This window comes from Marinospirillum sp. (assembly GCF_014859565.1).
The window spans coordinates 1-12,830 of record NZ_JACUUA010000095.1 but is presented as its reverse complement, the minus strand read 5'-3'; the positions used below and the strand labels follow the sequence as shown (position 1 = coordinate 12,830).

At 50.5% G+C, this 12,830-nt stretch carries 10 protein-coding genes and 1 pseudogene; 6 read left to right on the top strand and 5 right to left on the bottom strand.

Going from position 1 to position 12,830, the window contains the following annotated elements; translation table 11 throughout:
* Positions 1-233 precede the first annotated feature (233 nt).
* The 3 genes from IBX50_RS12025 to IBX50_RS12015 all read right to left on the bottom strand — a co-directional run bounded on the left by IBX50_RS12025 (position 234) and on the right by IBX50_RS12015 (position 2,639).
* On the bottom strand, positions 234-917 hold the full coding sequence (locus IBX50_RS12025; RefSeq protein WP_292256163.1) for a hypothetical protein: 684 nt from the start codon (positions 915-917) through the stop codon (positions 234-236).
* A 101-nt stretch (positions 918-1,018) separates the two neighbouring features.
* Complete coding sequence (locus IBX50_RS12020) at positions 1,019-1,177, bottom strand: hypothetical protein (protein WP_292256162.1); 159 nt, start codon at positions 1,175-1,177, stop codon at positions 1,019-1,021.
* Positions 1,178-1,262: 85 nt separating this feature from the next.
* Complete coding sequence (locus tag IBX50_RS12015; protein WP_292256160.1) at positions 1,263-2,639, bottom strand: DUF945 family protein; 1,377 nt, start codon at positions 2,637-2,639, stop codon at positions 1,263-1,265.
* A 186-nt stretch (positions 2,640-2,825) separates the two neighbouring features.
* On the opposite strand from IBX50_RS12015, the gene IBX50_RS12010 reads away from it, so the two are divergent.
* The 5 genes and pseudogenes from IBX50_RS12010 to IBX50_RS20735 all read left to right on the top strand — a co-directional run bounded on the left by IBX50_RS12010 (position 2,826) and on the right by IBX50_RS20735 (position 10,433).
* The gene (locus tag IBX50_RS12010; protein ID WP_292256158.1) at positions 2,826-7,340 is read left to right on the top strand and encodes an LPD1 domain-containing protein; all 4,515 of its coding nucleotides are present in this window, start codon (positions 2,826-2,828) and stop codon (positions 7,338-7,340) included.
* Positions 7,341-7,521: 181 nt separating this feature from the next.
* Entirely contained in the window at positions 7,522-9,414 is a 1,893-nt protein-coding gene (locus IBX50_RS12005; protein WP_292256157.1) for a DNA cytosine methyltransferase, read from the top strand.
* A 180-nt stretch (positions 9,415-9,594) separates the two neighbouring features.
* Positions 9,595-9,903: a DUF4326 domain-containing protein gene (locus IBX50_RS12000; RefSeq protein WP_292256155.1), complete on the top strand. Its 309-nt coding sequence runs from the start codon at positions 9,595-9,597 to the stop codon at positions 9,901-9,903.
* 55 nt (positions 9,904-9,958) lie between these two features.
* Positions 9,959-10,309: pseudogene (locus tag IBX50_RS11995) on the top strand (chemotaxis protein CheW); the annotation flags it as partial.
* The gene (locus IBX50_RS20735) at positions 10,302-10,433 is read left to right on the top strand and encodes a zinc ribbon domain-containing protein (RefSeq protein ID WP_366930721.1); all 132 of its coding nucleotides are present in this window, start codon (positions 10,302-10,304) and stop codon (positions 10,431-10,433) included. The pseudogene IBX50_RS11995 and the gene IBX50_RS20735, both read left to right, overlap by 8 nt.
* Positions 10,434-10,605: 172 nt before the next feature.
* Here IBX50_RS20735 and IBX50_RS11990 read toward each other — a convergent pair whose 3' ends face one another.
* Positions 10,606-11,367: a hypothetical protein gene (locus IBX50_RS11990; RefSeq protein WP_292256152.1), complete on the bottom strand. Its 762-nt coding sequence runs from the start codon at positions 11,365-11,367 to the stop codon at positions 10,606-10,608.
* On the bottom strand, positions 11,364-11,969 hold the full coding sequence (locus IBX50_RS11985) for a hypothetical protein (RefSeq protein ID WP_292256150.1): 606 nt from the start codon (positions 11,967-11,969) through the stop codon (positions 11,364-11,366). Before IBX50_RS11985 ends, IBX50_RS11990 begins: the two co-directional genes overlap by 4 nt.
* Before the next feature lie 128 nt (positions 11,970-12,097).
* Here IBX50_RS11985 and IBX50_RS11980 point away from each other — a divergent pair, with 128 nt between their 5' ends.
* Positions 12,098-12,691: a hypothetical protein gene (locus IBX50_RS11980; RefSeq protein WP_292256148.1), complete on the top strand. Its 594-nt coding sequence runs from the start codon at positions 12,098-12,100 to the stop codon at positions 12,689-12,691.
* Positions 12,692-12,830: the final 139 nt, after the last annotated feature.

The following is a 12,830-nucleotide window of genomic DNA, read 5'->3' as shown; positions in this document are numbered from 1 at the left end:
CAGCATACCAAAGCCACACCCACTTTTCAGCTATTTTTCATGAATAAGGCAGGTTGATTCTTGTGGCAGAATTTCCGCACTGCTATAGCTCGATGTGAGGGTGATCAGCAGGGTTGCTGTAAATACTATTTTTGAGAGGCTGGGCATAAGGCAGATTCACGCAGAAAGAATGAATCTTTATTTTACTCTTGAAGCTCACCGCTCCGACTTCATCTGGGGCCGCTCTGGTGGCTTCACCGGTAACCCAGTTTTTTTTGACAGCGTTCAAAGATCTCTTCAGCTGCAGTGCGAATATCGCTCACATTTCTTAAGTCCTGGATTTCATCAAGCTTGATGAAAAGTCGCTCAATCAGTTCAAGCCCCTCCTCGTACTCTTTGCGAGAGACGTGCTGACCGGCTTGCAAAAGCATCGCCTCTGCCAGCACCAGGTCAGCACCTATAACGATGTCACTTTTTAATGTTTCGATGGAGCCTGTATCAATGCGCCCTTCGGCTACCTGATCAACCAGTAGCTGGCCAAGCAGCTTGAGGTTGTAGCGCACCACATTGCCTTTTGCGAGGGATGTGATGCTTGGGTATGTCATTTCTTCATATCGATCCGTGAGGCGCATTTTGCGCACCTGCAACTGATTTGCTAATGAGGCAAATGCCTTGGCTTGTTTGCCATGATGAACCTCGGCTAGTCGCTCCATGGCCTGTATCTGAAGGTCAATGACATGCGCCCAGGTTTGCTCAGCCAGATAGTGCAGGTGCACCTCACGCTCCACCCCTTTGAGGGTATCTGTCATCTGGCTCAGGGGTTCTGCTACCGAGCGCTGAAAGTCCTGCAGTTTTAAATACTGCCACCCGGTAAATACAGTGGCAGTCACAGCAATCAGTATCGACAGCACCAGCGCTGCCCACAAAAAAATATCCAAAAAGAGAAGGCTCGCTGACTGTGGCTTGATGGGTTAAACAACACACAGCAGCATAAACAAAAGGAATAACCTTGCTATTTTTCAAGGGTTTGCCAAAAAGGCTAGCCACCTCCCTTTTTGATCAGGCGAACAACACCTGCCCGCTCAAGCTTTTTCGGGGGTGGTTGCACCAGCAAAGACTGGTGCACTTGTACTGATTGTTTCTGGCTGTACCCCTGCATCAAATGGATGCTTTGCTGGGCAAAGGTTTTGAGTTTCATGATTTTTCCTGTTTATCTCTGTGTTTTTTTGAGGTTTGTCCAACAAAAAACCGGCCATGCGGCCGGTCTTAAAGGTATATCCGGCTTAAAAACTGGTGAGGCGAATCCCATTCAGGAGCAAGGTGTTTTTTTCCACCTTCACTTCCTGGCGCTTGGATTGTCCAAGCTGGGGCGGCAATCCCATCATCTGTAGTACAGGTGCCGGGATATTTGCATTCAGCAGCAATTCAAAGTGTTTGCGAATGTCATACTGCCTGTGCTGGCGCTCGCTCCACATCATGTAGTCCGCAGGCAGCCCTTCCGCATTAAACCCGAGGTGCCCGTAAGCATCCAGATCTAGCCCCAAGCCGTTAAAATCAACCGCCATTTTAAGCTTTTCGACCTTCAGTTGAGGGCTGTTTTCCAGCAGGGTCTGCATGTGCGACAGCATTTCCTGATGCCTTTCACCACCGCGATCAAAGGCTTGCCCGGCTTCTGATCCACTGGCAATCATGGGGATTTTTTCGGTTACAAAATAAAAGGACTCCCTGTCAAAATCACCTAAGGTCGCCTTAATGCCGGCAGAACCAAACGACTGCCCGTGCACGGTCACACCACCTGCCGACATATCGACCGCAAAGCTAATCAGGTCTTGCTCGTTTCTTTTGCGATCAATTTCATAGAACTTTAAGTCAGCCTGCTTGATCTGAGTATTGCCGTTGCGTGACCCATCAAAGTAATCAGCCTGCTCAGCATTCAGTTCAAGTCCTGTTATCCGGCCTTGACGTGTTTTTGCTATCAAAGTGTAGTTCTTCAGCGCAGCACGCTGAGCCAGATCCATTTTTACAAAATGAAAGCCATCACTGATCACTGTGTCGGATTGCAGGGTGGTGAGAGTGCCCTTTTCTGATTTAAAGGTCAGGTCTAAACCACGCTTTGAATATTGAACTTCCATTTTGGTTTCGCCAGACGCTACAAGATACACCTTACCCAAAAGAGTGGGGCTCAACATAAATGATCCGCCTTTAGGGTTGCTGATCTCTATCTTGGTTTTGGATCCGAGCTCTCCTTTTAATATCAAATCATCCCAGTGTTCAACACCAACTCCCTGCCGAAAGCGCTCACGCCAGTAGGGCTCATAATCAACCGGAATTGCAGCGGTGTGCTTGACGTTTCCCGCAAAAGAAAAATGCGGGAAAACTGACGTTCCCTTCCAATCAATATGTGAAAACACTTCCGGGGTGCTACCAAAGAGTTCCCATTCTGACGCTTCCTGAGCAATGACCAGGGTGCCATTGGCAGTAAAGAGACCAAAGTTCGCTGCCTCATCAGCGACCCTTAAGCCTTCGGTCTGATTGATCATCTCAATCAGCTGCTGGTAAGCCGTTTCAGATTTATTTAGTGCCAGGTGAGATGCCGTCCACTGACCAACTACGACTACGGCGGCGGCAACAACCCATGTTTTTACCGTTAAAAAACCCATGAATCACTCCTTTGTGCGTCTGGTAATCAAATATCGCCGCATCATATCAAACACAGGTTATCCCGTACAGCGCTACAATGCGAAAGCCTGTTGGTTTTGGTTATACATCATGCAACTAGCAATCAATACCTGTGGGTCACTGCCATGTCAGTCGATTCAGGGTTTATCGAGTGATCGAGGTCAAGCATGTCAAAGAAAAACGCAGAGCGGCTCAATGATTATGGTGTCTTTTTGCCAGGCGCACCAAAAGATCGCGCAAAAGCACTATCAGAGCTGTTAGTCCGCCCGACATCCGAAGACAAATCAACCTCGGAACAATCCGGCACACGCTCAGCAAGTCCGAGGGATCACATTCTACCGGGCTTTGAAGGCATGCCCCACGCTGGCTTTATGACTGGCCTGTTCAACAATATCCTGGATTCAGTCAATCTGGATGCTGAATCTGTTATGGATTCTCTGCAGGCTTGCAGCCAGCTGTCACGAAAAAAACCAACACTCGGCGCAGAGATGGATAACCCATATCTGTCGCCCGACAAGCGAATGTTTTACCCGCACTTGGCTGCTGCTCATACTCTAGGCTGGCTGGCCGACTTAGAGCGAGGCAAGCACAGAAGAGACCTTCCCTTTGCTGAGCCTGCCCTTGATATTTTGCGCCACGACATTATGGCTTATGAGTCAGCCTCTCAGATTGATGTGGCTCGCTTTCATCAATCCACACTTTCTGGCTGGGCTAAGTCCATCAAAAAAGACCTGTTATGGCCAAAGCCTGATTTTCAGGCATTGAGCGAACAGGGCTTACCTGCATCTGTTCTGCTGTCCATGAAAAATCTGCGTGATAATTTGCCGGCAACAGCACCGGCTGCAACACCTGCAGCCATTTTGGCGTATGCCAATACGGTGCTTTCTTGTCGTTATGCGTTTGAATCGTTTTTAGAGTCCGTACCTCATGAGTTAGCCCGGATGAATCTTGATGCTGAACCCGCAGGTGATCTGTCCGGACAGGCGCAGGCATTGCTTAGGGAGCTGATTTTTAGTGATCACCGCGCAAAATCTCTCGTTTCCTCAGCCTTTACCCCTTTTCGCTGGGCACCGGCTCGTGAGTACAGCGAATACCGCTCGGTGACCGAGGGCAGCAAGCTGCTTGAAGAAATGAAGACCCAGGGTGCAAGCAGGGATATCCATGTGGATGCTGTTACGCTTGATGCCAGTGACAACCAAGGTCGGCTCGTGGATCGAGACGGGGTATGCCTCATCGATGTCTCTGCTGATGCAGCCCATTATGAAAGCAGGCATCATCACTTCGAGCCTGCCTATGTGGCAGCCGATCAGTTCTACAATGCCATGCAAAACCTGACTGACGGGTTGTCCATGTCCATCCCTGAAAGCAAACGCTTTGACCGAGCCAAAAAAATCCTCTGGCCGATTCGCGTCAAGCTATCGTCGGCCTGCAATAGAGGCTCTACAAACGATATGTCCTTTCGATTTACCCGCAGGGAGCGCGAAGCCTGGGAAAACTTTTGGACGATCGAGCGCCCCAGTATTGGTGAAAAGGATGCGCCGCTGGTTCTGCCTGTGGTCAACTTGGCTGTTCTTGGCATCAAAGATCCAGAGAGCCCTGCAGCTGAGCAGTCGGCCAACAATGAACAGGGTTCACAGGAGTCACCAGCACTGCCTGATACGCCTGATAAGAAAAAACCCCAGGTCTACCGTGTTGAGAGGGAGGCACCGGTCATCAAGCAAGCGATTGACTGGGATGGGCGCGATCCCCTGTCTTCCGAGCAACTAGAGCGAGAAGACTTTGCCTCTTTAGCCGCAGCAATCGGCGCTCGTGGATTTCAGGTGGGCAACTGGCTGGGCAATCAAGAGACTCGTGATGTTTGTCGCCTGACCTTTAATGCCATGGAAGACATGGCTGAAGCCCTGAAGTGGCCCATGACTCGACTCGGTCTTGGTGTCCAGCCAGATGCTATGCCAACAGAGCAGGATGCACCGCTGGTTGAGGCTGCCTATAAGCCAGGCGATGCCTTGGGGTTGGCTTTTGGTGCTCGCGGCAAGGGCAAGGCAGCAGCACATTATGAACCAAGCCTGAATGTAATTAACCTGACCCGTTTATCCGGAGCCGGCTCAATGGCTCATGAAATGGGGCATGCCCTTGATCATCGACTACTGCAGATCTTTGATGTCTCCAGAAGCAACATTTCCAACGCAAAGTTTCGCTTCCTCACCGGCAATAAAGACGGCCGGATTCACTTTGTCAGCGAAATTATCTTTATGGAAGCCATCATCGAGGCGCAAAAAGGCCTGAGCGGTCAGGCGGCTATGGCTTCGATGCTATCCAGCAAACTTGAGTGGCTGCTGCGCCCTGAGTTTCGTGAAACGGGAAAACCGGTTGCCCATGCTTTGGCGCAATGGATGACTGCGCTTTTTGTCTCTCCTTCCACTGAGCAGGATTTGAATCAGCAGTTGGTACATGAGGCCAGAACAGCATTGCTGCCTCTACTACTTGAGAACCATTCATTCAACCATGCATGCCCATTCCTGCCTGGCTTTTCTGAAGCCTTAAAAAACAAGGATCAAGGCGCGCTGATCCAGATTTTGGAGGGCAGGGTTAAGGATCGAGTCACGAGCACAGGGCTGAGAAATGAAGGCGGCTTCATAGGGCGTGAGGCGGAATTAGCGCATGAAATCGCAATCGAACTGGCAGAGATGATGGGGTATTTACATCCGGATTTACTGGCAAAAATTGGCGGTGATAAAGATGACCTGGCCTATGCCCTGTACGAACTGATTGAGAACTTCAGATCTGCGTTAGGATTGCCTGAAGAAATGAAGGCTCTATCTCAGCGTGTACTGAAAGATGCAGATGACAGTGGTATTCAGGCAATGCATGCCACTGCCGTGCGTGTGTTGGAGCTATCAGATGAGCTGAGTCGCCACATCTATGAACCGTCCTGCCCCCTGGTTCGAGCTGAACTGATCAAAAATCCGCCCAGCATCAGCGCTGCTGAATTTGAGCATGCCGGAGTGAATGCATTCAATCCCTTTCGTTCAGATCGCGAGAGTGTTATCCGCAATCTGCAGAAGGATTTTACACAGGTGCGCTTGCCGAGCCCACACTCTGAATCCATGGGATTTAATGGCCGGATGCCTCATGTGCGAACTTTAACCTATGTTGCAGCAGTGCAGGATTCCATTGCTCAGTGGGCTGTTCAAGTCGGTGCACAGCATGGATTAACACGCAGTGAAAGCGACTGTCCATACCGTTTTGCTGCAGATGTGATGTACATGCTGGCAAAAAAAGGTGGTGAGGGTCTTGAAGTGTACCCGGATCTATTTCATGGACAGCCAAGCTTGATCCAGATGCCGGCCATGCAGCAGCTGCTTGAAAGAATAGGCGTGACTCAAGATCAATTGGCTGAAGGACTCAAGACTTATCGTGAAGACGGTAAATATGCTGTATCTGCCAAAATCGTGAAATTGATCGAGCAGCAGATAGACAGGATCCGTTTAAGCCTGCTGCCTTCACGACTCGCCAATGCGCTTAAGCTGCAAGCCATGGATGAAAAGCCGTTAAGCCTTCACGTCAGTGAATCCATCGACAATCGCCTTGAGCGAAATCCTCACGCTTTTGATGGTGAGGATCTGTCCATTGTGTCCGACTGGGCGCAGACAATTTACGACCATGCGCTTAAAAGCGGTGCCGTCATGAGCAGTGAGCCAGAGGCTCGTGCGGTATTTGGTGATGCAGTGATTGATCGCATCAAGCCTAACGAGCCCATCCATAACTGCTTGCTGGCTGCCCGTGATGCAGCTTCCAGCAAGTATGCAATACACAAACAAGTTGAAAAGGATCAGTCGCACCTTGAGCTGCATGAAGAACTGCGCCAGAAAAAGCAGGCACAAATCCTGCCGATACTACAGAAGATCGCTGATGTTTATCCCCGCTTTCGCTACATGGATGAGCAAGAGCGCGCAGAAGCCATGAATGATCTTTTGCCTGAATGGCTACAAATCGCCATCAAGCAAAAGGGTTTTGAGGGCTTCTTTTGCTTTGCTGAACCAGGCACTACGCAGCGGCATGTGCTCAATGAAATGAGCAACATAGAACTGATTGATGCTGAGGATGGCGATCTCCGGGTTGAGCAGCACAGCGAACTGCATCTTCTGGTCGAATGGCTCAAGGAAATCCGGGAACTTTCAAGCATTGAATACTTAAGGGATCATTCAAGCAGCAGCGACAATCAGCTAGAGCATGATCTGGCAACGCTGTCTGCGCTGCTCAATGGGCAGCGACCCAGCATGAACTATGCACGCCAAATCAAGCCATCCGGTCTGCTTGAGCGCAGCTTTGCCCGTGCAGGAATCAGCCTGGATGGACAGAATTACACCTTCAACAGTCGGAAAAAAAGCGCCAACACTTATTGGAGCCACCCTACTGAGCTTTTTGCCAGAACCTTTGAAACCGCTGTGCATGATTCACTTGAAAAACAGGGTCAGCGCAGCCGCTTTCTGGTCAGTGGCACCAAGTCCGACATGTATCCTGAAGGTGCAGAGCGCGAGAAATTCAATCAGATCATGCTCAATCTAGCCGAATTGGCCGGGCCGCAACTGGATCGCTTGAACGAGCTCACACTGAAAGAGCGCCAGCAGGAGTCGAAGCGCACACTCGAGAACGGAAGGGGTGAGCCGAGCGCTGCCTGAAGCGCCTTGCCGCCCTGCCCTGCTAACTGGGGTTTTCGGGGCGGCACCCACTGGCACCCACTCAGTCAGCATTAAGATGTAACAAGTGGCAATACATGCACTTTACCACAGCTTAATTGATGTTATTCTATCCAGATTAGCCTGTATAGTTCTGCGCCATTTCTGGAGATAAAGATAAAGCATGATTAACGATTGCGGTGTTTTCTGGTCTGAAGGGTATCAGCCCACCTATGGTTCGGTTTGTTCTGGCGTAGAGGCTGCCACAGCTGCCTGGAGTCCCCTTAGCTGGAATGCACAGTGGCTTGCAGAAATAGAGCCTTTTCCAAGTGCTGTTTTGGATTATCGCCTTCCTGAAATCGTCAATCTAGGCGATATGACCCGGATTAAAAGCATGATCCTTTCGGGCGAGATACCTGCTCCCGACATACTGGTCGGGGGAACTCCGTGTCAAGCCTTCTCTGTTGCTGGGGCGCGAAAAAGCCTTGAAGACGATCGAGGCCAATTAACCATTGAATATGTGAGGATTGCCAATGCAATTGATGACAAACGCTCCGCAAATGGAGATGAGCCCTGTCTTACCGTCTGGGAAAACGTGCCTGGAGTCCTATCAACCGCAGACAATGCATTCGGATGCTTCCTTGCAGCACTTGCCGGGTGTGATGAAGTTGTCGAGCCTGGCCCAAGACCTGAGCCAGGCAAGTCAAACAAGCGCTGGTCGTGGAGCAAAAAAGCCGGTCAGCATGCACCAAAGTGGACGCGCTCTGGTGTTATTGTTGGACCCCAGCGAACAGTCGCATGGCGAGTGCTCGATGCCCAACATTTCGGACTGGCCCAACGACGCAAACGTGTGTTTGTTGTCTCAAGTGCTAGAGAGGGTGTCGATCCCTCCGAGATATTACTTGAGTTCAACGGCCTGCGAAGGGATACTCCACCGAGCCGAGAAGAGGGGCAAGGCGCTCCCAGCAATGTTGGATATGGCATTGCGACATCAGTCGCAAAAAATGAAAAACACGAAGCATTAAAGCCGCAGCCTGTTTCTTTGGTCAAGTCTCCTGATGTGGTTTGTTTAATGACCTGTCAAGGTCGTCCGAGTGACGACATAAAGCCTCGAATGGGGCTTGGTATTGGTCTTCCCACAGATCCTCAAAACACCCTGTCTTCCGCTCATCATCATGCGGTGGCTCTCATTAAATCCGCAGGCTTCAGTGCTGGCAATTCAGCAAATTCGCATGGCATTGGTTATACCGAAGAAGGCACACCTCCTCTGCGATCAAGTTCTTCTGGAACTAATCAAGTCCCCACAATTGTCGCTGAAGAAGCTACTGGCTTTTCAACCAGTACCAGTGGGGATGGATACTGGCGTGAAGGCATTCATGCGCTTCGAGCAAGACCCAATGATAGCCATGAAAATCTAGTGGCATTACCTCTGAATAGCTGCTGCCTGCCAATCCATGACAAAGCAACTCGTCATCAAGGCGGAGGCGAAACTCGCAACAGTGATGGATCTGGGAACGGGCTGGGGATTGGCGACCCATTGGCACCGAGCTACACGCTCACCAGCGGCGATCGCCATGCTGTGCTTGCAGGTTCTTCTGGACAGCAAAGTTTAACTCCATGGGAACAGCAAGGGTGCCGCATCCAGGGTGAAAATGGTGTTGCTCCAACCGTTATGAGCAACCCTGCCGGTGGAATGAAGATTGAGCCGGTTTTAGCATCTAATGCCTTTGATCAAGCTACCCACAAGATGATGCCTACATGCGAGATGGTCGTTCGCCGCCTGACACCGGTTGAATGTGAGCGTCTGCAGGGGTTTCCTGACAACTGGACTTTACTGCCTTACGGTACCCATAAAAAGGTTGAGGCCGAAATGAAGGCTTATTATGAGCATCATTTTGGACGCACACTATCCGAGGAAGAGGTTCAGTCTTTTTGCGCAGATGGCCCGCGCTACAAAGCCATCGGAAACTCTATGGCGGTGCCCGTTATGGATTTTATTGGAAAGCGGATTGACCAATACATGCGCGGAAAAAAGGGGGGTGCCTGTGAATCGCAAAACAACCAGCGCAGCCAGTAGTGCCGCCAGCCCTGAGTGGATTGCCGCTCGGGATGCTTGGCACACCAAGGTGAACCCACCGGCACACAATCCATGTCCAGAAGGTAAGGATCTGGTCGCAACATACAACGGCCTTTGCAAGCAGTCGGATCCACCGAAAAACACGGATCATCACAACCAGCACCGGAGGCAATAGCACTCATGTGCACCGTTGTTAACAAGCGTACCGATGCTTTCGATGTCTATATTGGCAGGGGTTCCCCTTGGGGAAACCCTTATGCCATTGGGGTGGACGGATCAAGAGATGAAGTGATCCAGAAGTATCGGCAACACCTGTGGTGGCAAATCAAGCGTGGCGATGTTGCTATTGATGATTTGCTGGCGCTTGATGGCAAGCGACTGGGTTGTTTTTGCAAACCCAAAGCTTGCCACGGTGATGTTATTGCGGCGGCCGTAGCCTGGGCAAAATCTAGGCGGGAAGATCCAGCCTGCAATCGCTTGAGCGCTTGATTTCGTTATGCTTCATTCAGTATGAATTTTTATTACTGGATAAAGGCCTTCCGACATGTCAAATCCCGCCACAAAGACCGGCATTCTGCTTGAAAGCGGCACCAACGAACTTGAGATTATCGAGTTCAAAATTGAGCACCAGCAGCCCAATGGCGAACTGAAGACCAGTTATTTTGGTATCAACGTCACCAAAGTCAAGGAAGTGATTCGCATGCCGCCGATCACTCCCTACCCCAACAGTCACAAGCACCTGCTTGGGATCGCAACGCTGCGCGATCAGACCATTCCTTTGATTGACTTGGCTGGATGGCTGAACCTTAATTCAAAGGTGCCGCTGAACGCGCAGTCAGTGATCGTCACAGACTTCAATAATACGCTTCATGGCTTTACAGTGAGCTCTGTGGATCGCATACACCGCGACAGGGATCTGTCAGGCGTGTGGTACACGCCTGGATCGCGACGTGAACGCCGCCAGGAACATTCTCGCGCTCGGGCATGAGCGTCCTGCAGAGGGAATCCTCGCCCTTTAGGGCGGGTAGGATGTCAAAACCGCCACCTTTTTCCTTGGCTCGAAGCACCACTCCTCTTGCACCGCTTTGAGTCGTGCAGTCCTCCGGCCATGGGTGATGTGGTACATACTGTTTGTCTTTATCGGCCAGCCCGGTTAATGTCAGTCCAGTTGATCTATGCATGCGATTCTTCCTACTGATGCTGATCAAATAGCGGCAGGGTTTGAATTCTTTTCCATAGAAAAGAGCGGTTACCGGCCAGCTGGTTGAGTTTTTCTGATGTATTGAGTTCAAGCAGGTGCAGGACGCGCTTGATCGCTGATACAGCTTTCGGCTGATCAAGTAGAACGGCATCATTCAAGTGTTTTACTGCTTTCTGTCGATGCGGAGCTGGATTTGAATTGGCCTGCTGAAGCTCACTTAAGCAGACAGCAAAGGTGGAGATTGCATCACGGAATGATCGCTGCACACTGCCACCGGAAGATGCCTTCGAATCACTATAAATTTGCTGCTGCGTTCGCGCCCTTAGCACCTCTGAACGCACACAGACAAGATTGGATTTTTGCCAACGCTCGAATTGGCTGGTTGCATCATCCAGTGCAATCACCGCTTGCGCCTGCTTTATTCTGTGCTGCTGACTACTGATGTCGTTAGGTGCATTTGAGCTCATCAATGACCTCGCCTGCATCACTTTTGCCAGCTCATCAAGATAGGACTTAGCATAACTATACAGCGCAGCAATCAGGGCACTATGCTGCTCCTCTGTTTGCACATACGGCTCAGCGATTGCCACCTGCTGGCGCAACGCTTGGTGAAAGCTTTCACGGTAAACGGCGAGAGCGTGCTGTGCCAAACTGCCCGATTGCGGGTAGCCTTGCTTGACCTTCTCGCAAGTGAAAAGCTCAAGACAGGCTTTAACCTGACGATCCGTGTTTTCTGCTTTTGGGGTGATCACTGAAGCCTCCCTGGGGGCGGCATAGCTCCCTCACGCTCTGTTTGCTTATAAACAATTCCGGGGAGAACAATGATTTCGCCTGGTTCAATGATTTTTTTCTCGATCAAATCCTGAGCCACTCCACCATTGAGTAGTTCAGGTGTTATCTTTTCATGAAGCAGCCTGGAGTAAACATAGGTATGACCATTAGGCAGCCTCAGCCATGCCGGCACCTGGCTTTCAAAATGCAAAAAATCCAGCATCGGGCCCACTTCAGGCTGCGCCAAATCTTCATCATCTAAATTATTCGGATCAACCGTATTCATCTTGCTGTCAACAGTGGTTGTGCCGCACTTCTTGCAATAAAAGGCAATCTCGGCATACAGGTTCAGCAGACCGTCAGGGCGATCAATCAGATTTGTGCAGATGCGCGTATCTTCATCATGAATCTCCTTGTTTCCGCAGTTATCGCACTCAGCTGGAGGAGGAATCATGTGGAAAGCTGATCCTGTGACCCGGTGAATCAGCGGTGCTGCTTTAGAGAAAGGAACCCCCATCTTAAAGATCTGGCGAACCTGCTCAGGGGTCGGCGGAGCCTTTTTTTCTGGATCAAGTATGGGCATGCCTATATCTCGCTCTAAGGTGTTAGTGTACGTCGTCGTAGTTGGTGCGCGCTGTTTTATTGTACAGGCTATCCTGTATTTTATGCAATAGAGTGAAATTGCTGCGCAGACTATAAGTGTTATTTTGAATGGGACTCTTAAAAGCAAATAAGGAATTCAGCATAGCCAAAAAACGTCAGCGCCGGGCGCGCGCCCTCGCAAACAAAGCCAACCAAAATGTCGGGATGAATCCTGTCTCAGCGCCATCCGAAAACAATCAAAAGACGGGTGAACTGCAGAGCAGCATGAATCCACTGAAGATCATGGCGGAGCATGCCGTTATTCTGCAGCAGCGGTTTAATGCAGAGCCAGGTGATCAGCGCATTGATTTAACGGCAGGCCAGCTGATCATCCACGGTCTACCAGGCGCTCACCCGGCAGGCATTGTAAATGAGCTGCTCCAGCCGCTATTAAGGCAAAATCAGCACAACCTGCTTATCACCATGATTGTTGATGAGCAGCCAGATGCTGATCTCTGCACGCCCGTATTCATGCTGCCTGATTTTAACGAGATTCAAGATTTTGACGAAGGTGTGTTCAATTACAGTGATGGCATCAGCTTGGATATTCGATTTGAAGCAAAAATAATCAACCAGGATACGCAGCTCTGCGACTGGCTGATTGCCGGGCAATTCCTGCTGCCTCCGCTATCTGGCATAGCCAAATTAACTCTCACCTGTTAGGAAAAAGCCCAGCTCATTAGCTGGGCTTTTTCCTATCGTGCGCCAGGCATGGCGCGTAGCGCCGTGACAGGCGCTGTTCCGATCCCGCGTGGTGGCGGTCGGATGACTCGGTGGTGCAAGTCCACTACAGGCCCGATCA